At 63.7% G+C, this 26,916-nt stretch carries 26 protein-coding genes; 7 read left to right on the top strand and 19 right to left on the bottom strand.

From position 1 onward, the window contains the following. Positions 1-33: 33 nt before the first annotated feature. The 19 genes from fliR to AB5Y47_RS16290 form a co-directional block, all read right to left on the bottom strand. The gene (gene fliR, locus AB5Y47_RS16200; RefSeq protein WP_010673928.1) at positions 34-831 is read right to left on the bottom strand and encodes a flagellar biosynthetic protein FliR; all 798 of its coding nucleotides are present in this window, start codon (positions 829-831) and stop codon (positions 34-36) included. Between the two features lie 91 nt (positions 832-922). Continuing rightward, a complete protein-coding gene (fliQ, locus tag AB5Y47_RS16205; protein WP_010673927.1) occupies positions 923-1,192 on the bottom strand; it encodes a flagellar biosynthesis protein FliQ in 270 nt (89 codons plus the stop codon). Positions 1,193-1,315: 123 nt separating this feature from the next. Further along, positions 1,316-2,074 (bottom strand): flagellar type III secretion system pore protein FliP, encoded by a 759-nt coding sequence (fliP, locus tag AB5Y47_RS16210; RefSeq protein WP_010673926.1) that lies wholly within the window; start codon positions 2,072-2,074, stop codon positions 1,316-1,318. Further along, complete coding sequence (gene fliO, locus AB5Y47_RS16215) at positions 2,061-2,444, bottom strand: flagellar biosynthetic protein FliO (protein WP_010673925.1); 384 nt, start codon at positions 2,442-2,444, stop codon at positions 2,061-2,063. The genes fliP and fliO overlap by 14 nt, the downstream gene beginning before the upstream one ends. After that, positions 2,441-2,836, bottom strand: coding sequence for a flagellar motor switch protein FliN (fliN, locus tag AB5Y47_RS16220; protein ID WP_010673924.1), 396 nt, complete (start codon positions 2,834-2,836; stop codon positions 2,441-2,443). Before fliN ends, fliO begins: the two co-directional genes overlap by 4 nt. A 41-nt stretch (positions 2,837-2,877) precedes the next feature. Continuing rightward, positions 2,878-3,951: a flagellar motor switch protein FliM gene (gene fliM / locus AB5Y47_RS16225; protein ID WP_010673923.1), complete on the bottom strand. Its 1,074-nt coding sequence runs from the start codon at positions 3,949-3,951 to the stop codon at positions 2,878-2,880. 10 nt (positions 3,952-3,961) lie between these two features. After that, positions 3,962-4,468, bottom strand: a complete 507-nt coding sequence (fliL, locus tag AB5Y47_RS16230; protein WP_010673922.1) for a flagellar basal body-associated protein FliL — start codon at positions 4,466-4,468, stop codon at positions 3,962-3,964. A gap of 57 nt (positions 4,469-4,525) precedes the next feature. Next, positions 4,526-6,427, bottom strand: coding sequence for a flagellar hook-length control protein FliK (locus AB5Y47_RS16235; RefSeq protein WP_368220387.1), 1,902 nt, complete (start codon positions 6,425-6,427; stop codon positions 4,526-4,528). Between the two features lie 87 nt (positions 6,428-6,514). Then, positions 6,515-6,955, bottom strand: coding sequence for a flagellar export protein FliJ (gene fliJ, locus AB5Y47_RS16240; protein WP_039039911.1), 441 nt, complete (start codon positions 6,953-6,955; stop codon positions 6,515-6,517). Positions 6,956-6,971: 16 nt separating this feature from the next. Further along, entirely contained in the window at positions 6,972-8,303 is a 1,332-nt protein-coding gene (fliI, locus tag AB5Y47_RS16245; RefSeq protein ID WP_069652849.1) for a flagellar protein export ATPase FliI, read from the bottom strand. A 74-nt stretch (positions 8,304-8,377) separates the two neighbouring features. Further along, positions 8,378-9,181 (bottom strand): flagellar assembly protein FliH, encoded by an 804-nt coding sequence (fliH, locus tag AB5Y47_RS16250; protein ID WP_069652850.1) that lies wholly within the window; start codon positions 9,179-9,181, stop codon positions 8,378-8,380. A gap of 70 nt (positions 9,182-9,251) precedes the next feature. After that, complete coding sequence (fliG, locus tag AB5Y47_RS16255) at positions 9,252-10,313, bottom strand: flagellar motor switch protein FliG (protein ID WP_010673917.1); 1,062 nt, start codon at positions 10,311-10,313, stop codon at positions 9,252-9,254. Beyond that, positions 10,306-12,006, bottom strand: a complete 1,701-nt coding sequence (fliF, locus tag AB5Y47_RS16260) for a flagellar basal-body MS-ring/collar protein FliF (RefSeq protein ID WP_041212623.1) — start codon at positions 12,004-12,006, stop codon at positions 10,306-10,308. The genes fliG and fliF overlap by 8 nt, the downstream gene beginning before the upstream one ends. Before the next feature lie 55 nt (positions 12,007-12,061). Continuing rightward, on the bottom strand, positions 12,062-12,379 hold the full coding sequence (gene fliE / locus AB5Y47_RS16265; protein ID WP_029314161.1) for a flagellar hook-basal body complex protein FliE: 318 nt from the start codon (positions 12,377-12,379) through the stop codon (positions 12,062-12,064). 378 nt (positions 12,380-12,757) lie between these two features. Beyond that, a complete protein-coding gene (locus AB5Y47_RS16270; protein WP_041212621.1) occupies positions 12,758-13,534 on the bottom strand; it encodes a lipoprotein in 777 nt (258 codons plus the stop codon). A 103-nt stretch (positions 13,535-13,637) separates the two neighbouring features. Further along, positions 13,638-14,063, bottom strand: coding sequence for a glutaredoxin-dependent arsenate reductase (gene arsC, locus AB5Y47_RS16275; protein ID WP_368220388.1), 426 nt, complete (start codon positions 14,061-14,063; stop codon positions 13,638-13,640). A gap of 51 nt (positions 14,064-14,114) precedes the next feature. Continuing rightward, a complete protein-coding gene (arsB, locus tag AB5Y47_RS16280; RefSeq protein WP_368220389.1) occupies positions 14,115-15,179 on the bottom strand; it encodes an ACR3 family arsenite efflux transporter in 1,065 nt (354 codons plus the stop codon). A gap of 88 nt (positions 15,180-15,267) precedes the next feature. Further along, complete coding sequence (locus AB5Y47_RS16285; RefSeq protein WP_151027467.1) at positions 15,268-15,636, bottom strand: helix-turn-helix transcriptional regulator; 369 nt, start codon at positions 15,634-15,636, stop codon at positions 15,268-15,270. A 395-nt stretch (positions 15,637-16,031) separates the two neighbouring features. Continuing rightward, positions 16,032-17,123 carry an HD domain-containing phosphohydrolase gene (locus tag AB5Y47_RS16290; RefSeq protein WP_039039918.1) on the bottom strand — a complete coding sequence of 364 codons (1,092 nt, stop codon included), beginning with the start codon at positions 17,121-17,123 and terminating at the stop codon, positions 16,032-16,034. 267 nt (positions 17,124-17,390) lie between these two features. Between AB5Y47_RS16290 and rimO the strand changes: the two genes are divergently transcribed. The 7 genes from rimO to AB5Y47_RS16325 all read left to right on the top strand — a co-directional run bounded on the left by rimO (position 17,391) and on the right by AB5Y47_RS16325 (position 26,819). Continuing rightward, the gene (gene rimO / locus AB5Y47_RS16295; RefSeq protein WP_010673908.1) at positions 17,391-18,719 is read left to right on the top strand and encodes a 30S ribosomal protein S12 methylthiotransferase RimO; all 1,329 of its coding nucleotides are present in this window, start codon (positions 17,391-17,393) and stop codon (positions 18,717-18,719) included. Between the two features lie 545 nt (positions 18,720-19,264). Beyond that, on the top strand, positions 19,265-20,947 hold the full coding sequence (locus AB5Y47_RS16300; protein ID WP_039040531.1) for an ABC transporter substrate-binding protein: 1,683 nt from the start codon (positions 19,265-19,267) through the stop codon (positions 20,945-20,947). 117 nt (positions 20,948-21,064) lie between these two features. Beyond that, a complete protein-coding gene (locus AB5Y47_RS16305) occupies positions 21,065-22,048 on the top strand; it encodes an ABC transporter permease (protein ID WP_010673905.1) in 984 nt (327 codons plus the stop codon). A gap of 1 nt (position 22,049) precedes the next feature. Beyond that, positions 22,050-22,955: an ABC transporter permease gene (locus AB5Y47_RS16310; protein WP_368220391.1), complete on the top strand. Its 906-nt coding sequence runs from the start codon at positions 22,050-22,052 to the stop codon at positions 22,953-22,955. Continuing rightward, positions 22,952-23,974 (top strand): ABC transporter ATP-binding protein, encoded by a 1,023-nt coding sequence (locus AB5Y47_RS16315; protein ID WP_109422553.1) that lies wholly within the window; start codon positions 22,952-22,954, stop codon positions 23,972-23,974. The genes AB5Y47_RS16310 and AB5Y47_RS16315 overlap by 4 nt, the downstream gene beginning before the upstream one ends. 11 nt (positions 23,975-23,985) lie before the next feature. Further along, a complete protein-coding gene (locus AB5Y47_RS16320) occupies positions 23,986-24,984 on the top strand; it encodes an ABC transporter ATP-binding protein (protein ID WP_039040529.1) in 999 nt (332 codons plus the stop codon). Positions 24,985-25,091: 107 nt separating this feature from the next. Beyond that, on the top strand, positions 25,092-26,819 hold the full coding sequence (locus tag AB5Y47_RS16325) for a glycoside hydrolase family 9 protein (protein WP_368220393.1): 1,728 nt from the start codon (positions 25,092-25,094) through the stop codon (positions 26,817-26,819). Positions 26,820-26,916 lie beyond the last annotated feature (97 nt).

Genomic DNA, 26,916 nt, shown 5'->3' on the forward strand with positions numbered 1-26,916 from the left:
ACTGGCGGCAAAAGGGCCGCAACCCGGAGGGCCTCAGTCATGCTGGCCCCCGAAGCACTGGACGTTGATGAGCTCGCAGCTGGTCTCCTGCACCCGCTCCCAGAGCGCGTCGAAGTGCCCCATGAAGCCACCTATGGTGAGCCAGAGGATGAACAGGCCCGACATCATGCTGACCGCAAAGCCGATGCTGAAGATGTTGAGCTGGGGGGCCGCACGGGTCATCACCCCGAACGCGAAGTTGATCAGCAGCAGGGCGATGATGGCCGAAAGCGCCATCACCAGAGAAGCCTGATACATGACCCCGAGAAAGCTCACCAGGCTGCGGATGGCAGGCAGGGTGAGCCCGCTGTCAGATACCGGCAGGGTTTCGAAACTCAGCACCACCATGCGCAGCATCAGCAGGTGGCCGTCCACCGCGAGAAACACCAGGGTCGCCAGCATCAGGTAGAACTGGCCCACCACGGGAGCCGACTGGCCGTTCATGGGATCCACCAGGGTGGCAAAGCCCAGGCTGGTCTGCATGGCGATGACCTGACCCGCCATCACGAAGGTCTCCAGCAGGAACTGGGTCATGAGGCCGAGCGCGATGCCGATGAGCAGTTGCTGCCCCAGCACCAGGAAGCTGCCGAGGGAGAAGAGCTCGATCTTCGGCATGGGGGGCAGCAGGGGGGCGATGATGAGGGTGATCGCCAGCGCCAGGCCGATACGGATATGGGCGGGGGCGAGCCGACTGCCAAAGACCGCCATCACCATCAGGAGACTGCTCACCCGGGCCAGGGGCCAGAGGATGGAGGAGAGCCACTCCATGATGAGCGCCGTGGTGTAGGTCATGACAGCGGCACTCCCGGCAGGGGCAAGCCAACGGGAGGACGCAGGCCCCGGTCTGCCTCGGCCAGAGCGAAAGGGTGGCCCTTGGCTGGCATCAGCCCACCACCTCGGGGATCTGGCTCACCATCAGCTGGAAGAAGTCCATCAGACTCTGCAATCCCCAGTGAGCACCCGCTCCCAGGGCCAGCAGGGTGACCACCAGACGGGGCAGGAAGCTCAAGGTCTGTTCGTTGATGGAGGTGGCGGCCTGGAAGATGGCGACCACCAACCCCACCATCAGGCTCGGCAGGATCACGGCGCACACCATGATGGTCACCAGCCAAAGCGCCTCGCGAAAGACGTCGACGAAGGTTTCAGGACTCATTGCTCGCTCCTTTTGATGGGTTTGCCCAGGGCCGCATCCTCCTGGCCTCCTCCTTCGAGAGGAAGAGAGGCCTCGCGCCCTCCCCGAGTGAAGGGGAGAGCCGGGGGGAGGGTCTGCCCTCCCCTAACCACCCGAGCCCAGCCCGAAGCTGGTGGCCAGGGAGCCCAGAATGAGGTTCCAGCCATCCACCATGACGAACAGCATCAGCTTGAACGGCAGGGAGACCAGCATGGGGGAGAGCATCATCATCCCCATGGCCATCAGGATACTGGCGACCACCAGATCGATGACCAGGAAGGGCAGAAACAACATGAAGCCTATCTGGAAGGCGGTCTTGAGCTCGCTGGTGACAAAGGCCGGGATCAGCACCCGCAGCGGCACGTCCGCAGGCTCGGCCACCTGCACGTTCGCTATCTCCATGAAAGTATTGAGATCCTTGACCCGGGTCTGGGCCAGCATGAACTGGTGAATGGGCAGCTCCGCCTTCTCCAGGGCCTCCTTGGCCCCGATGGTCTCGGCCAGATAGGGCTGCAGCGCCTCGTTGTTGATGCGATCCAGCACCGGCGACATGATGAAAAACGACATGAAGAGGGCGATGCCGATCAGCACCTGGTTGGAGGGGCTCTGCTGCAGACCGATGGCCTGGCGCAGGATGCCGAGCACCACGATGATCCGGGTGAAGGAGGTCATCATGATCACCATGGCCGGCAGGAAGGAGAGCGCGGTCATCAGCGCCAGCACCTGCAGGGTCAGGCTGTACTCCTGACTGCCATCCGCCATGGTCTTGACGGTGAGTGCCGACATGCCGTCCTGGGCCATCGCCAGGGGCGAGAGCACCAGGGAGAGCAGTGCCAGCCACCGGGTCCAGTTAACGTTTTTCATGCTTGCCCATCAGTTTGCCCAGTTGCTCGGAGAACGCCTGAGGCTGGCTCTCGTCCAGCGGCTCCTCCAGGCGATAGAGGAAGTTGACCTGCTGCGGCGTCACCCCGACCAGCAGCTGCTGGCCGCCCACCTTGACCACCATCAGCTTCTCCTTGTAGCCAAGGGGCAGGGTGGCGATGACCTTCATCTGGCCCCCTCCCATCACCTGGGAAAGCTTGCTCTTCTTGAGCAGGAAGCCGAGCACCAGGATGAGGCCGATCACCATCAGGCTGGAGAGCAGCCAGGAGGTGAGGCTGGGGGGATTCGCCCCTACCCCCGGGTTGGCCAGGGCTGGCAGGGAAAACAGCCACAACGGGAGCACACGGATCATTTGAGCTTCTTGATCCTTTCAATCTGGCTGATGACGTCGGTGAGACGGATACCGAACTTGTCGTTCACCACCACCACCTCGCCGTGGGCGATCAGGGTGCCGTTGACCAGCACGTCCAGGGGTTCACCCGCCACCCGATCCAGCTCCACCACCGAGCCCTGGTTCAGTTGCAGCAGGTTGCGAATGCTGATCTGGCTGCGGCCCACTTCCATGGCGATGGTCACCGGGATGTCCAGAATGGTGTCCAGCTTGCGCCGCTCTTCGGCACTGATGGGGGCTTCGTCCTTCAACTCCTCCAGGGGGGCAGGCTTGGCTTCGGCCGTGACCTGCTCCTCCAGTGCGGCCGCCCAGGCGTCAGCCATCAAATCCTGCTCGTCATCGGTTCCGCTCATCTTCAATTCCTCAGTGTTGCAACACCTCCCCGGGGGGAGGATCAATCAGGGTGTTTGTCAGAGATGCTTCGTTCGAGCTCTTCCAGCTCGGCTTCGCCATCAATGCGCACGCCCCCGCGGGTCACCAGATGCATCTCTGTCTTGACCCCGTCAGGGCGCTTGATTTTGTCGGTGATCTTGAGCGCCACGTTCTCCTTGGTGCGCCCCATCTTGGCGTGGAAGGTGGGCAGATCCTCCACAAAGACCAGCAGGTTCTCCGGCATCTCCACCGGGATGATGTCCCCGGGTCTGAGCTCCATCAGCTCACGCAAGGAGAGCTCGGTCTCCAGCAGCTTGGCCTTGAGCTCCACCTTGACGTCCATGATCTCGTCGCGCAGGGCCTTGCTCCAGCGCACGTCGGTATCCCCCTTGTCGCTCTGCACCCCCGCATCCAGCAGTTCGCGGATGGGTTCCAGCATGGAGTAGGGCATGGCCACGTGGAAGTCACCGCCGCCGCCGTCCAGCTCGATGTGGAAGGAGCTCACCACGATCACCTCGGTGGGGCTGACGATGTTCGCCATGGCCGGGTTCACTTCGGAGTCGAGGTATTCAAAGCCCACGTCCATCACCGGCGCCCAGGCATCTTTGTAGTCCTCGAACACCAGCTTGAGCAGCATCTGGATGATGCGCCGCTCGGTGGGGGTGAATTCCCGCCCCTCGATCTTGGCGTGGTAGCGGCCATCACCGCCAAAGAAGTTCTCCACCAGGATGAAGACGAGCCGCGCCTCCATGGTGATGAGCGCCGTCCCCTTGAGGGGGCGGAAACGCACCATGTTCAGGCTGGTGGGCACGAACAGGGTGTGGACATATTCGCCAAACTTGAGCATCTGCACGCCGTTGATGGAGACCTCGGCGGTGCGTCGCATCATGTTGAACAGGCTGATGCGCATGTGGCGGGCAAACCGTTCGTTCACCAGCTCCAGGGTCGGCATGCGGCCGCGGACGATGCGGTCCTGGGAGGAGAAGTCGAACTGGGCGATACCGGGATCCCCGGCAGCTCCCAGCTCCTCCTCCTCGACATCGTCGACGCCGTGCAGCAGGGCATCAATCTCGTCCTGACTTAACAGATCGCTCACGCTTCACCTTTCATTGCATGACAAAGCCGGTAAACAGCACTTGTTCGATTACGGGAGAAGAGACCAGGTCGTTCAGCACCCGGCGGCACTCTTCCAGCGAATCCTGACGCAGCTTCTCCTTGCCCTCGAAGGTCATCAGCTGTTCGGCGGTCGCCGAGCTGAAGACCCGCAGCAAGGTGCCTTCGATCAGGGGAATGTTCTGTTTGGCCAGGGTTTCGTCGGCGGTGCCGCGCACCATCAGCTGGATCTTGATCTGCACCAGTCGATCCCGCTGGCCTCCCGCCACGTTGAACACGAAGGGACGGGGCATGCCCACATAGAGCGAGGGCTGGGGCGTGTTCGCCTCCGGCTTGGCCTCGCTCTTTTCGGCGGCGGGCTCATCCCCACCGGCGAGCATGAACCAGGCGCCGGCGCCGCCCCCGCCAAGGAGCACGACGGCCAGGGCGACTATCATGATCAGCTTCTTTTTCTTGCCTGCCGCCGGATCCTTCAGCGTCAGTTCGTTATCGTCTGCCATCCCTTGTCCACCCTAGTCTCAAACTTGTTCGGTATCATAAACTTACTTAAGAATGCATCAAGCATAGAAATCGATTCCGGCATCGTTTGCCGATTCCACCAGCAGCGTGAGGTTGCGAGCGCTCCCCTCGGCCTCTCTGCCATCGCTGCCGCCGCCATTTCCCCCCTGTCGCCCCTGGTCACCGAAACCGGACTGCCCCTGGGAGGATGAGTGCCCCTGCTGCTGGAAGGCTTGCTGCTGCGCCTGTTGTTGCACCACGGTCTGGCCGAGCTGGATCCCCTGCCCTGCCAGCATGTCGCGCAGGCGCGGCATGGCCTGCTCCAGCATCTCACGGGTCTGGCCATGCTGCACCACGAAGTGCACGCTGGCCTGGCTGGAGGCATCCATCTGGATTTGGATCTTCATCTTGCCAAGCCCCAGGGGGTCTAGCTGGATCTCCGCCTGTTGCAGCTTGTCCGCCAGCATCAGGTTCACCTTGTGGTGCAGCTGCTCGGGGGCCTCAGGGGTCGCCAGCTTGAGGTGGGGCAGGCTCTGGGGCTCCCGTCTGACGGCCGACTCGGCCAGCGGTCTGTTCTCGCCGACCTGGCTCTGTGCCTGATGCAAAGGCTGGCTCCCCTCGGCGGGTTCACTGCCATTGACCTCCATCCCCGACTGTTTGCCCAGCTCTTCGAGCCGAGACTTGTCCACCGCGGGCTTCACCGACACGGCAACGCCGGCGGCCACCACGGGGGCGCTCTCCATCTGGTCCAGGCCCGCCGAGAGAGCCGTCAGGGGGGCCTGTGCCCCCTGGGATTCATGACGAGCCAGGATCTGCGGCGCCGCCTGCACGGGGGCCGGGTCCTCCGTCGTCACGGGCTGGCTGCTCCCTGCATTCACCGCAGGCTCGGCCCCTGCACGGGCTCCCTGCCCGCTCGCGGCCTCAGCCTGTCTGGCCTCACCGACGACAGGGGCCTCCTTCTCTGCCCCTGCCGCCGTCGCGGGCGGAGCGGACTCCGGTGTGGCCGCAGGGGCAGGCCCCTGCGCCACCGTCCGGATCACGCCATCGCCATAGGCGCTGGTGGCACGGGAAGTGGTTGTCCCCTGTCCGGCCGACGCCAGGGGATCGGTCATCTGTGCCTCTTGCGATGAGTCAGCCCGGGTGACAGTGGGAGCCTGGGCGTTTTCTCCTGCCACCACTTTGGCGAGCAGGGCGGCACGCTCCTGACCCGAGAGAGGGGGCTCAACCCCCTTGGCATCCGGCTCCGCTCCCTTGCCTGCCATGGGCTGGCGGGTCGCTCCGCCCTGGTCGGCCACGGCGGTGTCATCGGCCAAGGGGGGCTCTTCGGCCCCCAGCGGCAGAGCCCCCTGACCGCTCGGCACGGCGCTGGCGCCTTGGGCCGCACCGGGAGCTGCTTTCGTTTTGTTCCCTTCATGCTGACGCTCTGGCGCCATCTGCGGCAGGGAGGCGCTCCCCTCTGCCGCCTCCACGCTCTCTGCCATTCCCACCCCCTCTGCCACCCTAGGCGCAGCGGCGCCAGGCGGCAAGGGGTTGCCGTCCACAGGCACCGCCGCCTCACCGGCCATGGCGGGCGATGTCGGGGGCACCACCAGGCTCACATCCTGGCGCAGGGAGGCTTGCAACTGTTGCAGGAAGTCGTCGGGAGGCTGCTCGCCCTCGTCGTCCGCCCCCTTCGAGGAAGACGCGGACTCGGTGGCGGGCTCGTCAGACGCCAAAGATTTGGCAGCCGGGGCAAGCCCCTCCCGGGCGCCCTCGGCGGGCCCCTGGAGCGCTGGATTTCCCTGGCTGACTGGCGCCTTGCCCATCAGCTGGGCCATGGCCATGGCTTGCGAGAAGGCGGCCTTGCCCTCGCCTGACGGCTGCACGCCCCCTTCGCCCCCGACGGTGGGAGCCAGCAGGGTGGCGCTGCCATCGACAGAAGGCGCCTGGGGGAGAGTGCTAATCAAGGGGGTCTGTATCATGCTGGGATCCCTGACGACGATTCGGTGACGGCCGCACGTGCGGTCATGGCTTGGCCCATCGGCCTCGCATGACCGGAAGAAAGCAAATTACAGGCCAGATTGGTGATAACGACGCAGGATGGCGTAGTCATCCAGCATCTTCTGCTCCTGGCGCTGGGCCTTCTGGCGCACCTTGTCCGCCTTCTTCTCCAGCAGCAGCTCGACCGCCTTGCGCCGCTGCTGGGCTTCGAGCCACTGGGTGCGGCACTCGGCCAGTGCTTCGCGCACCTGCAACACCCCTTGGTACTGCTGGGTCGCCGCGTTTTCGAGCTTGTTGATGAAGGCGTGATACTGGCTGTTCTGCTGGGGGCTGATCCCCTGCAGACCGCGCTCCGTCCACTGCTGGTGGTAGATCTGGCGGTACTGGTTGAGGGCGTTTTGCTGATCCATGAACAGCTTGAGATCCTGCTGGGCCTTGGCCAGCGCCATGGCGGCCTGCTGTTCGGCCTCCTCCAGCCGACTCGCCAGCAACGTCAATCCTTTACTCATAAGGGCTCTCCACCGGTCAACGCATCAGGGGCATGGCCACCAGTTGCAGGGATTGCAGGCCTTCATCGTAGTGAATGACCTCGCGCATTTTCTGCTGCAAGAACTGATCCAGATAGGGTTTCTGGATGATGGCCCGGTCGATGCGCGGATCCGATCCCTGACTGTAGGCGCCGATGGTGATGAGGTCCCGGTTCTGCTGGTAGAGGGAGTAGAACTGCTTGAAGGTGCGCGCCAGCTCCATGTGCTCCGGTGAGGTCACCATGGGCATGACCCGGCTGATGGATTTTTCGATGTCGATGGCAGGATAGTGCCCCGCATCCGCCAGCTCCCGCGCCAGCACGATGTGGCCGTCAAGGATGGCCCGGGCCGCGTCGGCGATGGGATCCTGCAGATCGTCCCCCTCCGTCAGCACGGTGAAAAAGGCGGTGATGGAGCCCTGGCCGTCGCTGCCGTTGCCGGCCCGCTCCACCAGCGCCGGCAATTTGGCAAACACCGAGGGGGGATAGCCCTTGGTGGCCGGCGGCTCCCCCACCGCCAGTGCAATTTCCCGCTGTGCCTGGGCGTAGCGGGTGAGGGAGTCCATCAGCAGCAGCACGTTGAGCCCCTGCTCGCGGAAATACTCGGCGATGGCGAGCGCCGTCTCGCACCCCTTGAGGCGCATCAGCGGCGAGGCATCCGCAGGGGCGGCCACCACCACGGCGCGCTCGCGTCCCTCGGCGCCGAGGATCTCCTCGATGAACTCCTTCACCTCCCGGCCCCGCTCGCCGATGAGGCCCACCACGACGACATCCGCCACCGAGCCCCGGGTCATCATGCCAAGCAGCACGGATTTGCCGACACCGGAGCCGGCGAACAGCCCCATTCGCTGACCCCGGCCCACGGTGAGCACGGCATTGATGGCCCGTACCCCCACGTCCATGGGTTGATGGATGGGGCGACGGGCCAGGGGATTGATGCGGTGCTGGGCGAACTGCACCGTCTGGGACGAGAGGATGGGGCCGAGCCCGTCCAGGGGCTGGCCGATGCCATCGATGACCCGGCCAAGCAGACTCATGCCCACCGGAATGCCGTGATCTTCGGTGACGGGCACCACCCGGGCGCCGGGAATAACCCCCTTGAGCTGCTCGCTCGGCATCAAGAACAGGCGATCCCCGGCAAACCCCACCACCTCGGCCTCCAGGGCCCCATCCTGGGTATCGATGCGGCACAGGGAGCCGATGGCGGCGCGGCAGCCAATGGCTTCCAGGGTCAACCCCACCACCCGGGTGAGCTTGCCTGCCACCGGTGGTATGGGGGCCTGCTCGCGAACCCGGTAGCCTTTAAGCCGCTCAAGAAGGGGTGCCGTCATGTCGCCTCCGACGATGAGTGCCTGATGATGCCGTCAGCAGGGCGCTGCACGACGGGTTCGAACCGGGCCATGGCTCAGCTCGCGTTGTCACGCAGGAAATTGCGCAGCAGCTGATCGATGCGCCCGGAGAGGGTAAGATCGATGCTGGAAAGCTCGGTGGCCAGTTGCAGATCGCCGGGGGAGAAGGTGGGCTCGCTTTGCAGCCGCCAGTGGCGCCTGGCGCACTCCTCGGCGCCAAAAGCGGCCTCTACCCGGGTCACATCCTCCGGGTGCAGCATCAGGGTGACCCCCTGCTCGGCGGCTGGGAGCAGGGCCAACCCCTGCTTGAGGGCCTCCAGCAGCAGCGTGGGGGAGGTTTGCGCCTCATGGCGGATGAGGGCGCGGGCGAGCTGTTGTACCAGGGCGATGAGCTGCTGCTCCACCGCCTCGTCCATCTCGCCAAGGGGAGTGGCCAGGCGTGAGACCAGGGCTTGCCAGCGGGCTATCTCCAGCTCCACCTGCTCCCGCCCCATGGCGAGGCCCTCTTCCTTGCCCTGCTCCAGCCCGGCCTGGTGGCCCTGCTGCAAGCCTTCAAGCTTGCCCTCTTCCAGCCCCTTGGCAAAACCGGCCTCGCGCCCATCGCGCATCCCCTCTTCCCAGGCGGCCTGACGAATCGCCTCCACCTCTTCGGCGGTGATGCTGGGGGCGGGTTCTTCGGGTTGTTCTTCCGGCAGGGCCGCATCGGCCTGCTCCTGACGATACCAGTCAGGAGCCAGCCCCAGGGCATTGGTCTCGACCTCGGCTTCGGTCTCCATCTCTGGCCAGCCCCAGGTCTCAATCTGCGCCGTGTCGGACTCGGGCCTCAGATAGCCGCGCAGTTTGCTGTTCTTGTCATTCATGTGCCGAAGAGACTCCTATCGAGGGCCGGGTACAGGGGCCGACATCATCGCACATTCCATGGCCCATGGCTTAGAGGAACTCTTCGCCACCACCCGCCCCCAGCATGATCTCGCCCGCATCCGCCAGGCGGCGCGCCGTGGAGAGGATCTCCTTCTGGGCGGCCTCCACCTCGGAGACCCGGATCGGCCCCATGGCCTCGAGGTCGTCCGCCAGCATCTCGGCGGCCCGCTTGGACATGTTCTTGAATACTTTTTCCCGCATCTGGTCGTCCGACCCCTTGAGGGCCCGTTGCAGCAGATCCCCGGGCACTTCCCGCAACAGGGTCTGGATGCCCCGATCGTCCACGTCGATGAGGTTTTCGAACACGAACATCAGATCCTGGATCTGTTGGCTCATCTCCTCGTCCGACTCGCGGATGGAGTCCATCAGCTGCCCTTCGATGTTGGTGTCCAGGTAGTTCATGATGTTGGCCGCCGCCTTCAGGCCGCCCATCTTGGCCGCCTGGGCACCGGCCGCACCGGCGAACTGTTTCTCCATGATGTCGTTGAGCTCCTGCAGCGCCGCCGGTTGCACCTCTTCGAGGTTGGCGATGCGCATCACCAGATCCAGGCGCACCTGCTCCGGGAACTGGCTCAGGATCTCGGCGGACTGCTCCGGCTCCAGATAGGAGAGGACGATGGTCTGGATCTGCGGGTGCTCGTTCTGGATGATGCTGGCCACCTGGCGGGCATCCATCCATTTGAGGGAGTCGAGGCCGCGGGCGCCTGATCCCAGGATGATCTGATCCACCAGGTTGCTGGCCTTGTCCTCCCCGAGCGCCGCCACCAGGGCCTTGCGCACGAAGTCTTCACTGCCGATGCCGATGTTGGTGTACTTCTGGATGTCGTCGATAAATTGACGATGCACCGCCGCCACCCGATCGTGGCTGAAATCCGACATGGAGGCCATGGACATGCCGAGCCGCTGCACCTGCTTGGGCTCGAGGTGACGGAAAATCTGGGCCGCGTCCTCCTCGTTGAGGCTCAGCATCAGCACCGCCGCCATCTCCATGCCGCCCATCTGATCCAGGATCAGGCGCTGGCTTTCGGTGATGTCGTTGCCGGTGACCTGGCTTTTATTCTCTTCAGGCATCTTTGGTTACCCATTCTTTGATGACCTGGGCGGCCAGGTCAGGTTCGTTCGCTACCAGGGCTCGCACGGCCTTGAGCAGATCCTCGTCACGGTGCAGGTCAGGCAGCTTGAGCTGACCATCCCGCAGACCGAATACCGGTTCGGCCTCGGCCTGGGCGGCCAGCAGGCTCAGTTCGTCGTCGCCACCCAGCACGGTGTGGTTGTCGAAGTCCAGCTCCCCTTCCGGCTTGGCGTCCGGGTAGAGCAGGCGCTTGAGCATGGGCCGCACCACGGTGACGATGAGCACTATGATGACCAGCACGGAGGCGGCGATGCGCACCGCGCGCCAGAACCAGGGCTGCTCGTAGAGGGGAATGTCGGCCACGGTCTCGAGTTCCGGGCGGTTGAACGGAATGGCGACCACCTCCAGGGTATCCCCCCGGGTCACATCAAAGCCCAGACCGCCGCTCAGCAGACGGCGCAGGGTATCGAGCTCGGCCTGGCTGCGGGCTTCCCGGGTCACGGCACCGTCGGCGCCGGGGATGGCCTTGTAATCCACCGCCACCGACACCGTCATGCGGCGAATGCCGCCCTGCTGGCGCCGGATGTGGCTGACGGTGGTGTCCAGTTCGAAGTTGCGGGTCGCTTCCTTGCGGGAACGGCCGGAAGAGGCGGTTCCTTCCCCGCCGGCTGCCTGCTCGGGAATGTTGGACGCGGCGGGCGGCTGGTTGGAGAGGGCGCCGGGCACCCCGCCGTTGCTGCCGCTGGCGCTGTTCTCTTCCATGGTCATTTCGGAGCGCACCGCCGGCAGGTCCGGGTTGTAGGTCTTGCGGGTCTGCTCCTGCTGGGAGAAGTCGAGGGAGAGATCCACCTCCGCCGTATAGTTGTCGGCCCCCAGCACCGGGATCAGGATGGCGTCAATTTTTTGTTTGTATTCGAGCTCCTGCTTCTGCTGCATCGCAAACTCCTTGCGGGTCTGGGCAGAGAGGGGATCCTGGGAGCCGGAGTTGAGCAGGCGACCGTTCTGGTCGGTCACGGTGACGCGGGTCGGCTCCAGACCGTGAACGGCGGAGGCGACCATGTCGACGATGGAGTCCACCTCACCCTGGCCCAGAGCGTTACCCTTGAGGCTCAGGACCACGGTGGCGCTGGGCTTGCGTTCGTTGCGAGCGAACACGTTGTCTTTCGGGATGGCCAGCAGCACCTGGGCCTTGGCGACGTTCTGGAACTGCTCGATGGCGCTCGCCAGCTGGCGCTCGCGGCTCAGTTTCAGGCGCTCGCTCTCCATGCGCTGGCTGACGCCGAAGCTGGAGTCCTTGAGCAGGATGGCTTCGCCGTCGTTGCTGGCGTCGCTGTTGTTGGCCAGACCGGCGCGGGTCAGGCGCAACCGGATGTCCGCATAGTTTTCGGCACTGACCAGCACGCTCTTGCCATCCACCTGATAGGGGATCTTCTGCTGATCCAGGTAATCCAGGGTGGAGACCAGCTCCTGGGTGGTGAAGGTGCCGAGGGGACGCATCTCCGGCTCCTTGCCCCACAAGAGGATGAAGACAGCGATGGCCAGACAGATGGTCAGCCCCAGGATCAGGGTGATCTGGCGCAACACATCGGTGTTGGACAGGAAGCCCAGCGCCGAGCTCTTCTGCTCGTGCTCGTCGAGGGCGGCCGCCCCCTCGTTGTTGATCAGCAGATCGCCGTTTTGATCAGTTGCCACGGTTTATGTCCTTGTTGCTGACATCTTCATGATGCTCGGTCGCCATGGGCCCGAGTTACACCGGCATGTTCATGATGGTCTTGTAGGCATCGACCATCTTGTTGCGCACCTGTACCGTCGCCTCGAAGGCGATGGAGGATTTCTGGCCGGCGATCATCACCTGGGAGAGATCCACCGACTTGTCGCCGAGATCGAAGCGGGTACGCAGATCGTTGGCGGTGCCCTGCAACTCGTTGACGTTGTCCAGGGCCTGTTGCAGCATCTGGCCGAAATCCGAGCTGACCGGACGACCGGGCTGGGTCAACGGCGTGGCACCGGCTTCCACCTTGAGGGCCTGCATCTCTTGCATCAGGCTGCTTGCGCTAATTTCCATCTTCCCTTCCCAGACAAATCATTGACACTGACTGGCTTGAAGCAATAAAGGTGCCAACCAGAGCGAGATCTCGAGATCAGGGATAAAAGCGGGGCGCGATCAGGCCGGCGGGCACCGGCCATCCGGGGATCAGGTCGCAGATCCGGGGGGATCGCCCAGCAGCAGCCGCAGGTAGATGCTCTGCTTGTCCCACTCCCGGCGCTGGGCAGCCATCCGATCCTGCTCGGCCTCATGGGTCATCTTGCTCTCCTGGTCGCCGGACTCTGTGCGGCGCCCATGAAAAAGAGGGCCTTGGGCCCTCTTTTTACTGCAAATCCCGACAAGTAAACAGGGTGCATCTCTAGCCATCCATGAAATGCCGGGTCAGATTGGCAGGGATCACTTGTTCAGGTCATCATCCAGCCAGTACTTGGAGCCCGAGATGTTGGCGTCAAGCAACAGCCCCTTCTCGCCAATCTGATAGATGGCCATGCCGCCATTGTACTTGGCGGTGAGCTCGGCGCTCTCCTTGCCCGCCACGGCGCCCACCTCGGAGGTGGCTTCCCACCCCTTGCTGACGAAGGCATCGAACCTCGCCTTGTCCTCGAACAGGATCACCTGCTGGTAGAACTTGCCGCCGATCCCGGCCGCAAGACCGGCACCGAACATCTTCATGTAGGTGTGCTTGCCACTGGTGCGATTGACGGCCACCCCGGCCCCCTGATTGGTATGGATCATCAGGGAGAACTTGCGCGAGTCGAACACCGCATAGCCATAAGCCTTGTCAAACAGCAACTTGGCCGAGGGCTGCTCGTTGAACAGCCGCACCAGGGCGGTATCGGCCATGGTATCGAGGGCGGTTCTCGCCTCCTCCGGGGTCTTGGGCTCGAGCATGGTGTCGAGCTTCTTGTCGGCGGCGGTCAGCCACTCCTTGCCGGTGGCCGCGCTCTCTGCCGTCCAGGCCCCCGCCTTGTTGTAGGCCTCGGCCCCCCAGCTGGACACCGACTCCCAGGTCTCCTTGGAAAAATCGGTGATCCCCTTCCACGCCTCCTTGCTGGTATCGCTCACCGCGGTACCGAGTTCGGAGGCGGCCTCCTTCAGCTTTGCCCAGTCGGCCAGACCGGGGGTTGAGGCCAGCGCCAGTGCCGTGGCTATCACCAGGAATCGAATCTTCATTGTTTCCACCCTCTGTGATGAGTCGAAGGTCACAGTAGCAGATCTGGCGACTGCCCGTTAAGGGCATCCCCCCGGCGCGGGTCAGACGCTGACGCGCAGGGTCTCAACGAAGCCGTTTGCCCTGGCCGTCCACCACCTGCTCGCCATCCTCCTTGGCAAACGCCCCTTGCTGCGGGTCGGGCAGGATATCGAGCACCACCTCCGACGGGCGGCACAGCCGGGTGCCGAGGGGGGTGACCACGATGGGCCGGTTGATGAGGATGGGATGGGCCAGCATGGCGTCGATAAGCTCATCGTCGCTGAAGCGATCTTCTGCCAGCCCCAGCGCCTCGTAGGGGGGCACGTTCTTGCGCAGCAGATCGCGCACTGGCATCCCCATGGCGGCGATCAGGGCCACCAGCTCGTCGCGGGAGGGGGGCGTCTCCAGATAGTAAATGATGGTGGGCTCCACGCCGCTGTTGCGAATAAGCTCCAGGGTGTTGCGGGAGGTGCCGCACTCCGGGTTGTGATAGAGGGTGATTGCACTCATTTGCCTGTCTCTCATGACTCAAGTGAATAGAAATGGGTTCGCGGCCATCCGTTAGCGCCTTAGTCCCGCCTCGTACCAGGGTTTGCTGGCGTTGACCACGCGCACCACCAGCAGCATGACCGGCACCTCGATGAGCACCCCGACCACGGTGGCGAGCGCCGCACCGGAATGAAAGCCGAACAGGCTGATGGCGGCGGCCACCGCCAGCTCGAAGAAGTTGGAGGCCCCGATCAGGGCGGAAGGGCAGGCCACCGAGTGCTTCTCCCCCACCTTGCGGTTGAGCCAGTAGGCGAGCCCGGAGTTGAACAGCACCTGGATCAGGATGGGCACCGCCAGAAGGACGATGACCAGCGGCTGCTCGATGATGGCGTTGCCCTGGAAGGCGAACAGCAGCACCAGGGTGAGCAGCAGGGCCGCCACCGACCAGGGCTGGATGCACGTCATGACGCCTTCAAAATGGGCCTGCCCCTTTCTCAGCAAGGCCTTGCGCAGCAGCTGGGCGAGGATGACAGGGATGACGATGTAGAGCACCACCGAGGTGAGCAGGGTATCCCAGGGCACGACTATGCTGGAGACCCCGAGCAGCAGCGCCACCAGCGGGACAAAGGCAAACACCATGATGAGGTCGTTCACCGCCACCTGCGACAGGGTGAAGTAGGGATCGCCGTTGGTGAGGCGACTCCAGACAAACACCATGGCGGTGCAGGGGGCTGCCGCCAGCAGGATGAGGCCCGCCACGTAGCTGTCCAGCTGATCCGCCGGCAGCCAGTCGGCAAACAGCACGCGGATGAAGAGCCAACCGAGGAAGGCCATGGAGAAGGGCTTGACCAGCCAGTTGATGAAGAGGGTGACCCCGATTCCCTTGAGGTGCCCCTTCACCTGGTGCAGGGCGCCAAAATCTATCTTGAGCAGCATGGGGATGATCATCACCCAGATAAGCAGCCCCACCGGCAGGTTGACCCTGGCCACCTCCATGGCGCCGATGGCCTTGAAGAGACTCGGCAACCCCTGCCCCAGACCAATGCCCACCAGGATGCAGAGGGCGACCCAGGCGGTCAGATAACGTTCAAAAAAGCCGATGGCAGGGGCTGCCTTGGCCTCACAGCTTGCAGACATGATGACTCCCGGTGCGATCCACGCTCGCACCCCAGGTTGAATAGATGAATGGCACGGCACATGGGCATAGACAGCCCGGCATGGCCCGTTACGACTCGCCGCAGCAGGGCGACGACGCCTCGGCGCGGGAAGCGCTGCCGGGCCCGGCGGGCAGCAGGCCGCACGCCTCGGGATGACCGGCGCAGCACTCCTCGGTGAGGTAGGCGATCACCCCCAGCATCAGGGGGATGTTGGCGCGATAGCGCAGAAAGCGCCCCTCCTGCTCCACCGACAGCAACCCGGCATTGAGCATCCCCTTGAGGTGAAACGAGAGGGTATTGGGGGCGATGTCGAGCTCGCCAGCCAGCTCCCCCGCGACCCGCCCCTCCAGCCCGGCCTTGACCAGCAGCCGCCACACCTCGAGCCGGATGCCGGAAGCCAGCGATTCAAAGACCTTGGTAGCCATCTCTTTGTTCATGGGTCTCCCCCCTTGGATGCTTCATTTCAACTATACAGGAATTATTGAAATGATCATAACACCACCACCGAGCCGGCATCGCGACAGGACGGGCCGCCAGAGGCGCCGCTCCGGCCATGTCGTGCCCGCCAGCGGCCTCATGCCAGTCATACGGCTAATATCCAGCCTCTCTATATAAGACACTCTTATGACCATAACCCGGATAATCCCCCCGTTGGCCGCCCCGCCCACCGCAGCGCCCTGCCTCGCCGCAAAGCCGCAATACCGCAGAGCCCCCCCCCCGGCGCCGGATGCACCTCAAGGCGATGAAACGAGAGAGGGCCCCAGGGCCCCGCCATCAGATGACGGGGCCTGGGGAATCCGGGAGAAGCCGGGAAGGAGAGAGGGGGGCGCAATCAGGTGATCACGGGATCCCGATATTGCCGATGGATGGCACAAAACGCCTCCCGGCTTTGCAGCGCCGCCGCGACGCAGACAGGGTCGAACTGGCTGCCGGCATGGGTCTTGAGGTATTCGAAGGCCGTTTCGAGGGGCCAGGCCTGCTTGTAGGGGCGCTCGCTGGTGAGGGCGTCAAACACATCCGCCACCGCGACGATGCGGGCTTCCAGGGGGATCGCCTCCCCCGCCAGGCCTTCCGGGTAGCCCTGACCGTCGAAACGCTCGTGGTGGTAGGCGATGATGTTCTTCAGCATGTCGGTGTGATGGATGCCGTCGAGGCCGAACTCGCGGATCATCAGGGCGATCATCTCCCGCCCCTTGAAGGGGTGGGTCTTCATCACCCCGTACTCCTCGGCCGTGAGCTTGCCCGGCTTGAGCAGGATGGCGTCGGGCACCGCAATCTTGCCGATATCGTGCAGCTCGGAAAAAAGGTGAATGAACTCCACCTCCTCGTCACTCAAGGGGTAATGGGCCGCCACCTCCCGGGCGATGAGCCGCGAATAGGCCGACATGCGGTGCAGGTGATTAGCGGTCTCCTCGTCCCGGTAGCGGCTGAACTCCCGCACCGTGGTCAGGGCCCCGTTCAGGGTCTGGATGGAGAAGAACTCCACCGCGATGATGGCCGCCAGGATCTGGGCATAGGCCGCCAGCTCACCGCAAATGGCGCCATCGAAGTAACCGGGCTCTTTGGCATCGCAAAACAGAAAGCCGAACAAGCGACTGTTGAGCAGCAGCGGCTCGGTATAGCTCGACGCGTACCCGGCAGCCAGCACTTTGCGGCTGTGCTCGGAGGGGGAGCCCAGCAGGGAATCCAGGGTGTCGAGCACCCTGGGCTGCTGGTGCTCGGCCAGGTAGCGCAGGGAAGGCACCTCGCTCAGCCTGACCTCGTACTGCAACAGCGGCGAGCCCCCGTCCGTGCTGTGGGCAAAGGTCTTGAGCTGGTCCGTCTGCGGGTCGTAGATGGCGATCGCCACCCGGCTCAACTTGTCAAACCGCTGCCTGAGGGTGGCGTGCACATTCTGCACTTTCTCACCAAATGAACTCTCCATCCCGCACATCCTTCTGATAGGCCTGTTGGGAGTATAGTGACACCCGTTTTGCCCCTCCTGCCAAATGGTGACGGCGCACAGGGATCGTGATCCCGCCCGCACCGGCGACGGCCCCCTCCCTGCCCGTGGTCATGTCACGCCCGCCCCACCCCGCGTCCCCGGGCAAAGAGATTGTTCGCTTCCGACGTGTCGGCTGTATAGTTTTTGGTTAGCCATTCCGGTAAAATCCGCGCCCTTGAATAAGAGCCACCTAAGAGTGATTGAGCGATGTCCAACACAAAACAGGCCCCCAAAGTAGGATTCGTCTCCTTGGGTTGCCCCAAAAACCTGGTTGATTCCGAACGCATCCTGACCCAGCTGCGTACCGAAGGGTACGACGTGGTGCCCAGCTATGACGATGCGGAGCTGGTGGTGGTCAACACCTGCGGCTTCATCGACAGCGCGGTGCAGGAGTCCCTGGAAGCCATCGGTGAGGCCCTGGCCGAGAACGGCAAGGTGATCGTCACCGGCTGTCTGGGTGCCAAAGAGAACCAGATCCGCGAGATCCACCCCAAGGTGCTCGAAATAACCGGTCCCCACGCCTATGAAGAGGTGCTGGGCCACGTCCACAAATACGTGGAAAAACCCACCCACAACCCCTTCACCAGCCTGGTGCCGGCCCAGGGCGTCAAGCTGACCCCGCGCCACTACGCCTATCTCAAGATTTCCGAAGGCTGCAACCACCGCTGCACCTTCTGCATCATTCCCTCCATGCGCGGGGATCTGGTGAGCCGCCCCATCGGCGAAGTACTGGCCGAGGCCAAGCGCCTGAAAGAGGCTGGCGTGAAGGAGATCCTGGTGATCTCCCAGGACACCTCCGCCTACGGCGTGGACGTCAAGCACCGCACCGGTTTCTACGACGGCATGCCGGTCAAGACCAGCATGGTGGCCCTGTGCGAAGAGCTGGCCAAGCTCGGCATGTGGGTGCGCCTGCACTACGTCTACCCGTACCCGCACGTAGATGACGTCATCCCCCTGATGCGCGACGGCAAGATCCTCCCCTACCTCGACATCCCGCTGCAGCACGCCAGCCCGCGCATCCTCAAATTGATGAAGCGCCCCGGCTCCGTCGAGCGCACCCTGGAGCGCATCCAGAAGTGGCGCGAGATCTGCCCCGAGATCACCCTGCGCTCCACCTTCATCGTCGGCTTCCCCGGCGAGACCGAGGAAGAGTTCCAGATGCTGCTGGACTTCATCGACAAGGCGGAACTGGACAGGGTTGGCTGCTTCAAATACAGCCCGGTCGAGGGTGCCAAGGCCAACGAGCTGCCGGATCCGGTGCCGGCCGAGGTGCAGGAAGAGCGCTTCCAGCGCTTCATGGAACTGCAACAGCAGGTCTCCATCCGCAAGCTGGCCCGTAAAGTGGGCAAAGAGATGCTGGTGCTGATCGACGAGGTGGACGAAGAGGGTGCCACCGGCCGCTCCGCCGCCGATGCCCCCGAGATCGACGGACTGGTCTACCTGAACGGTGAAACCGGCCTCAAGCCCGGCGACATGGTCAAGGTCCGCATCGACGAAGCGGACGAGTACGACCTCTGGGCCAGCCTGGTGGAATAATCACGCCACTCCCCCTCAAAGCCAGTCGGTCTCACCGACTGGCTTTTTTAATGTCCGCCGCCCGTCAGGCTCTTGCATGCCCCCCTGTCATCCCCTGTGCCGCCCCTCGTCACCGGTCTCCCTCTCCTTGCTCTTTTCGCACGTGCCCGTGAACCAGCGCACACTTCTCTCCGCCCACATGAGCCGCTTGTTTCCTGCACAAAAATAAGCCATGTCAACGGGGAAAAAACGAGCACGATCCAGCTCACATTATCGTTGCCACAGGGAGTGGCAAGGTGACTTTTTACTTTGTGAGAATTAACGCAACTTTATAATTTAAAAGGATTTAAAATGCATTTTGACGATAATGACGTGCGCCGTGCAATTTTTACGATATCGACGAAATGAAGAGTTGTTGTTTTCCTGTTAATTCTGCTTTTCTAAGGGCGTTGGACGACACAACTACAAGGGTGCAAAACCTGACCAACAGCGAGGGCCGGTATCCAAGCATGCGATATCGGTGCTCCATTCCAAAACCATGGAAGACCAATAAGAAAGGAAAAAATATGCTTGCCAAAGTATCCAAAATCGCAACCTCAGTCATGCTGGGAACTCTGCTTGCCGGTGCCACCGGCACAGCCATGGCCGCCGACAACAAGACGGTGCTGACCCTGGTTGCCCAGCAGGAAACCGCATGGGTCAAGAACTTCAACCCCTTCCTGCAAGCGGGTCTGCTCCACACCACCCGTCACTTCATCTATGAGCCGCTGGTGATCTTCAACGATATGCAGGGTGGCAAACCCGTCTATCGTCTGGCCACCCACTACGCCTTCAGCGATGATCTGAAATCCGTCACCTTCGACCTGCGCGAAGGGGTCAAGTGGTCCGATGGTGAAGCCTTCACCGCCGACGACATCCTTTTCTCCTTCAACCTGGTCAAGGCCAACAAGGCGCTGGACGAGCGCTCCATCTGGACTCAGATCAAGGGTGTCGAGAAGCTGGGTGACCACAAGGTCAAATTCGACCTGGCCGAGGTCAACACCAACGTGGTGAACGACCTGGTGCTGGTGCCCATCGTGCCGGAGCATCAGTGGAAGTCGGTGAAAGACCCGGTGGCCTTCACCAACGACAAGCCGGTCGGGACCGGTCCCTTCACCGAAGTGGACAACTTCTCCGCCCAGCTCTACACCCAGTGCCGCAACCCGCACTACTGGGACAACGCCAGCCTCTCCATCGACTGCCTGCGCATGCCGCAGATGGCCACCAACGATCAGGTTCTGGCCGCCGTGATGAAGGGTGACGTGGACTGGTTCGGCTCCTTCGTGCCGGACATCGAGCGCCTCTACGTCGGCAACGATCCGAAGAACAACAAGTACTGGTTCCCCGCCTCCGGCACAGTGGCGTTCAACGTCAACTTCCAGAGCAAGAACCCGGGCAACCACGAAGCCTTCAACGACATCAACTTCCGCCGCGCCTTCTCCATGGCCATGGACCGCCAGTCCATGGTGGACATCGCGGGCTACGGCTACCCCACCGTCAACGAGTACCCGTCAGGGCTTGGCAAGGCATTCGCCTCCTGGGACAACCCGGACGTCGAGAAGAAGTACGGCAAGTACAACAAGTTCGACCTGGAAGGGGCCAAGGCCCTGCTGAAACAGGCGGGCTACAAGGACTGTGACGGCGACAAGTTCCTCGACACCCCGAGCTGCAAGAAGATCGAGTTCAAGGTGCTGGTACCGAACGGCTGGACCGACTGGGTCAACACCGTCCAGATCGGGGTCGAAGGCCTGCAAGCCCTGGGCCTGAACGCCAAGACCGCCACCCCGGAAGCCACCGTCTGGACCGAGTCCCTGATCACCGGTGACTTCGACGTCGCCCTGCAGGGTTACTTTGCCGGTGCCAACCCGCACAAGTACTTCGAGACCGCCTTCCACTCCCGCAACATGGGTGAGCGCGGCAACCGCTTCGCGGCGCCCCGCTACAAGGATCCCGAGCTCGACAAGCTGATCGACGACTTCACCCAGACCGCCGATGCGGCCAAGCAGAAGGAGATCATGTTCGCCATCCAGGAGCGTGTCGGGGCCAACCAGACCATCATCCCGGTGTTCAACAACCCGACCTGGTACGAATACAGCACCAAGCGCTTCAACGGCTGGTTCAGTGCCGACAACCCGGTCGCCAAGCCGCAGGTTCACCCGGACACCCCGGAGCGTCTGCTGCACGTGCTGTCACTCAAGCCAAACAGCTAATCACCCCGGCCCCCTGCGGGGGGCCCTCTTCCCCGCCATGTCTTCCATCCCCCGCACCTGCCGGGGTTGGGGGAGCTTTGCCCGGCGCGGGGCAGGCTTGCAGTAAAAGGTATCACCATGGGATTTATACTTAGACGCTTCTCCTTCTATCTGGTCGCCTTCCTGGTGGCCGCCACCATCAACTTCCTGCTACCCAGAGCCATGCCGGGGGACCCCGTCTCCGTCATGTTTGCCCGGGCCGGCGCCATGATGGAACCCGCCGCGCTGGAAGCCCTCAAAGCCACCTTCGGTTTCGTGGACGGCCCCATCGGCACCCAGTTTCTCACCTATGTGAAGAGCGTCTTCACCTGGGATCTCGGCACCTCGGTGCGCTACTACCCCCAACCGGTTGCCGACGTCCTCGGCCGCGCCATCGGCTGGACCCTGTTCCTGGTGGGCACCTCCACCATTCTGAGCTTCTCCATCGGCTCCATCGTCGGCATCTTCGCCGCCTGGTACCGGGGCGGACGCATGGACAGCATCCTCTCCCCGCTCACCCTGGTGATGCAGGCCATCCCCCCCGTGGTAGTCTCCCTGCTCGCCCTCTTCCTGTTCGGAGTGAGCCTCGGCTGGCTGCCCATCGGCTACGCCTACAGCCCCGAGATCCCCGCCGATTTTGGCTGGGAACACATCAAGAGCATCCTGCTGCACGCCATCATGCCGGTGGGCACCCTGGCCGCGGTGCAGGTAGGGGGTTTTCTCATCACCATGCGCAACAACATGATCAACCTGCTGGGCGAGGACTACATCACCATGGCCAAGGCCAAGGGGCTCTCCAGCAACCGGGTGATCTTCAACTACGGCGCCCGCAACGCCGTGCTGCCCAGCGTCACCGCCCTCTCCATGGCACTCGGTTTCGTCATCGGCGGATCCCTCATCACCGAGGTGATCTTCAACTACCCCGGCCTGGGACTGACCCTCTATCAGGGCATCCTGGCCCGTGACTACCCCCTCATCCAGGGGCAACTGCTCATCATGACCATCACCATGCTCAGCTTCAATTTTCTGGCGGACGTGCTCTACGTCTTCCTGGATCCCCGTCTGCGTACAGGAGGCAAATAAGATGCGTATGCCGACTATCTTTAAAATCCTGCTGGGCAACAAGAAGGCCGCCTTCGGCCTCGCCATCGTGGTCACCTTCGTGCTGATGGCCCTGTTCGCCCCGCTGCTCGCCAGCAACGAACCCACCAAGCGGGTCGCCCGCCCCCACCAGCCCCCCAGCGTGGAGCTGGTGATGGGTTCCAACCGCATGGGCCACGATCTCTGGGCCCAGTTCACCAACGGCGCCCGCATCTCCCTGATGGTGGGCTTCGGGGCAGGCCTGCTGGTGTGCGCCCTGGCCATCACGGTGGGCATCACCGCCGGCTACTTCGGCGGCGTGGTGGACGAGTGCCTCACCTTCCTGATGAACGTGGTGCTGGTGATCCCGAACCTCCCCCTGTTGCTGGTGCTGGCAAGCTTCATCGGAGAGGCCTCCCCCATGGTGATCGCCCTCATCATAGGGTTGACCTCCTGGGCCTATGGCGCCCGGGTCATCCGCGCCCAGACCCTGGCCCTGCGGGAGAAGGAGTTCGTCATCGCCGCCGAGGTGCTGGGTGAACCGGCCTGGCGCATCATCCTGGTGGAGATACTGCCCAACCTCATCTCCATCATCGGGGTGAGCTTCATCGGGTCCATCATCTACGCCATCGTCACCGAGGCGACCCTGGAGTTCCTGGGCCTTGGCGACCCGACCGTGGTCAGCTGGGGCATCATGCTCTACAACGCCCAGACCTCGAGCGCCATCCTGGTGGGCGCCTGGTGGGAGATCCTGGCCCCCTGCTTCGCCATCGCCACCCTGGGGGCGGGCCTGGCCATGCTCAACTTCGCCATCGACGAAATCGCCAACCCGCAGCTTCGTTCCCACAAGGGCCTGCGTCGCTGGAAGCAGCTTGCCACTCCCATCACTGCTCAGGAGAAGACAGCATGAAGCCGCAACAACCCCTGCTGTCGGTGCGCCAGCTCTGCGTCGACTACATCACCGAGAGCGGCGACGTGCGCGCCGTCAATTCGGTCAGTTTTGACATCATGCCGGGTGAGGTGTTCGGCCTCGCCGGCGAGTCCGGCTGCGGCAAGTCCACGGTCGCCTTCTCGGTAGCTAGGCTGCACAAGCCGCCCGCCTACATCAGCGGCGGCGAGATCCTGTTCAAGGGAGAGAACATCCTCGCCTTCGACGACGAGCGGTTGCGCAGCTACCGCTGGCGCCAGGCGAGCGTGGTATTCCAGTCCGCCATGAATGCGCTCAACCCCGTGCTGCGCATGGAGGAGCAGTTCTGCGACGTGCTCTTGGCCCACAACCCCGGCATGACACGCTATGAGGCGATCAAGCGCGCCCAGGAGCTGCTGGAGATCGTCGACATCCACCCGAGCCGGCTCAAGGACTACCCGCACCAGTTCTCCGGCGGCATGCGCCAGCGGCTGGTGATCGCCATCGCCATGGCCCTCAACCCCGAGCTCTTGATCATGGACGAGCCCACCACGGCGCTGGACGTGGTGGTGCAGCGGGAGATTTTGCAGAAGGTCTATGCGCTCAAGGCGAAGTTCAACTTCTCCATCCTCTTCATCACCCATGACCTCTCGCTCATGGTCGAGTTCTGCGATCGCATCGGCATCATGTACGCGGGGGAACTGGTGGAGGTGGCGCCGGCCAAGGCGATCCTGACCGCGCCCCTGCACCCCTACACCCGGGGCCTTGGCAACTCCTTCCCCCCCCTGCATGGGCCCAAGACCGTGCTGGAGGGGATCCCTGGCAGCCCCCTCAACCTGCTGGAGGTGCCGGTCGGCTGCCGCTTCCAGGCACGCTGCGCCAAGGTGCACGCGCGCTGCCGCCAGGAATACACCCGGCTGGCCGAGATCCGGCCCGGCCAACAGGCTGCCTGCCACCTTCATGAGGCAGCAGAGGAACAACCGGATCTTCCGATCCATCTGGACAAGGCCGCTGGCTGTTAAGGATGTCTGTCATGCAAATCGCCCAAACCGACGCGCCCATCATCGAGGTCCAGCACCTCTACAAGGACTTCGCCGTCAACTCCAACGCCATCAAGAGCGGCAAGATGCGGGCGCTGTCCGACATCACCTTCAACCTGCACCGGGGCCGCGCCCTGGCAGTGGTGGGGGAATCCGGCTCCGGCAAGAGCACCATCGCCAAGATCATCGCCAAGATGTACAAGCTCTCCAACGGCCGCATCCTCTACCGTGGCCGCGACCTCGAGGAGTTCAACAAGGGCACCGCCCTGCTGGACTATCGCCAGAGCGTGCAGATGGTGTGGCAAGATCCGTTCGGTTCATTGAATCCGACCCACACCATCTACCACCACATCGCCCGCCCCCTGCTGCTGCACAGCAAGGTGAGCGACAAGCGGGATCTGCCCGACATGGTCTATGGCCTCCTTGAAAAGGTGGGGCTGACTCCCGCCAAGGCGACCGCGGCCAAGTACCCGCACCAGCTCTCCGGCGGCCAGCGCCAGCGGGTCAACATCGCCCGCAACCTGGCGGTGGAGGCGGAAGTGGTGCTGGCGGACGAACCCACCTCCATGCTCGACGTCTCCATTCGCATCGGTATCCTCAACCTGATGGAGCAGATGAAGAACGAGCTCGGCGTCTCCATGCTCTACATCACCCACGACATCGCCACCGCCCGCTACGTGGCAGAAGATCTGGCGGTGATGTACGTGGGTCACATGGTGGAGTGGGGAGAAGTGGACGAGATCCTGCACCACCCCCAGCACCCCTACACCCAGTTGCTCATCTCGGCGGTGCCGGACCCCGAGAAGAGCATCCACGCCGAGCTGGAGGGAGGCCGCAAGGGGGAAATCCCGCTCTGGACCCCGGAATCCCGCGGCTGTCCCTTCGCCGGGCGCTGCCATCAGGCCATGCCCCGTTGCAAGGAGAGCCTGCCGCCGGTGACCCGGCTCGCCGACAACCACTTCGTGCGCTGCTACCTCCACGAACAGGGGTAAGCAGGCCCGCGGCCGGGCGCCGTCGCCCGGCCATGCCTCGCGTCGGGGCCGCAAGGCCCCGCAATGAGCTTCGCCCGCCAGGGGCGAGCCTTCGGAGTAAGACCTTGATGGAACTTTTGATCAACCAGGTGGGTTACGAATGTGACGGGGAGAAGAGCGCCCTGCTGCAGTGCGGCGCCGACCTCGATATCCGCGGCCACGTCAGGTTGCTGCGCCAGGAGGACGACCACCTTTTGCTGGAGACGCCGCTGGTGGCAGCGGGATGCGTCCCCGGCTGGCAGGGGCGCCACTACTGGCGGGCCGATTTCTCCGCCTTCACCGAGCCCGGCCACTACCGGCTGGAGGCCGTCGTGACCACGGGAGCGCAGGAGCGCCTGGTGCGCTCCCCCCCCTTTGCCATCGGCCGGGGGCTGCTGGCGCGCCGCTGCCTCTCCGATGTCATCCACTACTTCAAGGGACAACGCGCCAGCGGCACCTTCGACCGGGCGGACCGCAGGGCACGCCTGTTTGGCACCGATCAGCGCCGGGACGTACATGGCGGCTGGTTCGACGCCAGCGGCGACATGAGCAAGTACCTGAGTCACCTCTCCTACGCCAACTACCTCAATCCCCAGCAGACCCCCATGGTGGTCTGGTCCCTGCTCAAGTGCAGGGAACTCCTGGCGACACGTCGCGACATCGACGGGATGAACCTGTGTAAACGGCTCAATGACGAGGGGCTGCACGGGGCAGATTTTCTCTGCCGGATGCAGGACGAGAGCGGCTTTTTCTACATGACCCTGTTCGACAAGTGGAGCAAGGATCCCGAGCAGCGGGAGCTGTGCGCCTATGCGACCCAGCAGGGGATCAAGTCCGCCCACTGGCAGGCGGGCTTTCGCCAGGGGGGTGGCATGGCCATCGCCGCCCTGGCCCGCGCCGCCCGGGAACCGAGTGGCGGCGACCTTGACACAAGCCAGTACGCCGACGCGGCCAGACGCGGCTACCTGCACCTGCGCGAGCACAACCTCGCCTACCTGGACGACGGGGTCGAGAACATCATCGACGACTACTGCGCCCTGCTGGCGGCGGTCGAGCTCACCAGAACGCTGGGCGCCGAGTGGCTCGCCGAGGCACGGGATCGAGCCGGCCGGCTGTGCGCCCGCCAGCGCGCCCACCCCGATCTCGGCCACCATTGGGCCTCCAACGACGATGGCTCTCGCCCCTACTACCACGCCGCCGAGGCGGGCCTGCCGGTGCTGGCGCTGCTGGAGTATCTCGCCATCGAGCCGGATCCGGCGCGCCAGTGGGCGGCCCGGACCGTCGCCGAGCAGGCCCTGGCGGCCGAGCTGGCCCTCGCGGCCCGGGCAGGCAATCCCTTCGCCCTCGCCCGCCAGTATGTGAAAGGGGTCGATGAGGCGCCCCGGGTGAGCTTTTTCATGCCCCACCACAACGAATCCGGTTACTGGTGGCAGGGGGAGAACGCCCGGCTGGCATCACTCGCCACCATAGCATTTGCTGCCGCACAGCACCTGCCCGGGCAGAGCGCACTGCTCTGCACCTTCGGCCAGCAGCAGCTCGACTGGATCCTGGGGAGAAACCCCTTCAACGCCTGCATGCTGGCGGGTCAGGGCATCAACAACCCGGAATACACCGCCGGCTACCCCAATGCGCAGGGGGGGATCTGCAACGGCATCACCGCAGGCTTCGATGACGAAAATGACGTGGCCTTTATTCCAGAGGCGTACAAGGATCGGCTGGATCAGAACTGGCGCTGGGGGGAGCAATGGATCCCGCACGCCGCCTGGTTCGCCCTGGCCATCACCTGGCAGAGCGCACAAGGAGGCCACCATGATTGAGAGTGGTTCACACATCACTGGCACCGGGGAGAGCCCTGGCTCCTCCATACCGCCAGCCAGGTTTACCCTGGCCATCACCTGGCAAAGCGCGCAGGGA

Origin of the sequence: Aeromonas sp. R7-2 (assembly GCF_040908105.1) — a bacterium.
GTDB lineage: Bacteria > Pseudomonadota > Gammaproteobacteria > Enterobacterales > Aeromonadaceae > Aeromonas > Aeromonas caviae.

Bases quoted from the DNA above. Each gene is read 5' to 3' on its own strand.
- fliL (WP_010673922.1), bottom strand. From the start codon at position 4,468: ATGGCAGACGATAACGAACTGACGCTGAAGGATCCGGCGGCAGGCAAG.
- fliO (WP_010673925.1), bottom strand. From the start codon at position 2,444: ATGATCCGTGTGCTCCCGTTGTGGCTGTTTTCCCTGCCAGCCCTGGCC.
- arsB (WP_368220389.1), bottom strand. From the start codon at position 15,179: ATGTCTGCAAGCTGTGAGGCCAAGGCAGCCCCTGCCATCGGCTTTTTT.
- fliH (WP_069652850.1), bottom strand. From the start codon at position 9,181: ATGAATGACAAGAACAGCAAACTGCGCGGCTATCTGAGGCCCGAGTCC.
- AB5Y47_RS16235 (WP_368220387.1), bottom strand. From the start codon at position 6,427: ATGATACAGACCCCCTTGATTAGCACTCTCCCCCAGGCGCCTTCTGTC.
- AB5Y47_RS16325 (WP_368220393.1), top strand. From the start codon at position 25,092: ATGGAACTTTTGATCAACCAGGTGGGTTACGAATGTGACGGGGAGAAG.
- fliE (WP_029314161.1), bottom strand. From the start codon at position 12,379: ATGGAAATTAGCGCAAGCAGCCTGATGCAAGAGATGCAGGCCCTCAAG.
- arsC (WP_368220388.1), bottom strand. From the start codon at position 14,063: ATGAGTGCAATCACCCTCTATCACAACCCGGAGTGCGGCACCTCCCGC.
- AB5Y47_RS16270 (WP_041212621.1), bottom strand. From the start codon at position 13,534: ATGAAGATTCGATTCCTGGTGATAGCCACGGCACTGGCGCTGGCCTCA.
- AB5Y47_RS16290 (WP_039039918.1), bottom strand. From the start codon at position 17,123: ATGGAGAGTTCATTTGGTGAGAAAGTGCAGAATGTGCACGCCACCCTC.
- fliQ (WP_010673927.1), bottom strand. From the start codon at position 1,192: ATGAGTCCTGAAACCTTCGTCGACGTCTTTCGCGAGGCGCTTTGGCTG.
- AB5Y47_RS16305 (WP_010673905.1), top strand. From the start codon at position 21,065: ATGGGATTTATACTTAGACGCTTCTCCTTCTATCTGGTCGCCTTCCTG.
- AB5Y47_RS16320 (WP_039040529.1), top strand. From the start codon at position 23,986: ATGCAAATCGCCCAAACCGACGCGCCCATCATCGAGGTCCAGCACCTC.
- rimO (WP_010673908.1), top strand. From the start codon at position 17,391: ATGTCCAACACAAAACAGGCCCCCAAAGTAGGATTCGTCTCCTTGGGT.
- fliP (WP_010673926.1), bottom strand. From the start codon at position 2,074: ATGAAAAACGTTAACTGGACCCGGTGGCTGGCACTGCTCTCCCTGGTG.
- fliR (WP_010673928.1), bottom strand. From the start codon at position 831: ATGACCTACACCACGGCGCTCATCATGGAGTGGCTCTCCTCCATCCTC.
- AB5Y47_RS16285 (WP_151027467.1), bottom strand. From the start codon at position 15,636: ATGAACAAAGAGATGGCTACCAAGGTCTTTGAATCGCTGGCTTCCGGC.
- fliG (WP_010673917.1), bottom strand. From the start codon at position 10,313: ATGCCTGAAGAGAATAAAAGCCAGGTCACCGGCAACGACATCACCGAA.
- AB5Y47_RS16300 (WP_039040531.1), top strand. From the start codon at position 19,265: ATGCTTGCCAAAGTATCCAAAATCGCAACCTCAGTCATGCTGGGAACT.
- fliN (WP_010673924.1), bottom strand. From the start codon at position 2,836: ATGAGCGGAACCGATGACGAGCAGGATTTGATGGCTGACGCCTGGGCG.
- AB5Y47_RS16310 (WP_368220391.1), top strand. From the start codon at position 22,050: ATGCGTATGCCGACTATCTTTAAAATCCTGCTGGGCAACAAGAAGGCC.
- fliI (WP_069652849.1), bottom strand. From the start codon at position 8,303: ATGACGGCACCCCTTCTTGAGCGGCTTAAAGGCTACCGGGTTCGCGAG.
- AB5Y47_RS16315 (WP_109422553.1), top strand. From the start codon at position 22,952: ATGAAGCCGCAACAACCCCTGCTGTCGGTGCGCCAGCTCTGCGTCGAC.
- fliJ (WP_039039911.1), bottom strand. From the start codon at position 6,955: ATGAGTAAAGGATTGACGTTGCTGGCGAGTCGGCTGGAGGAGGCCGAA.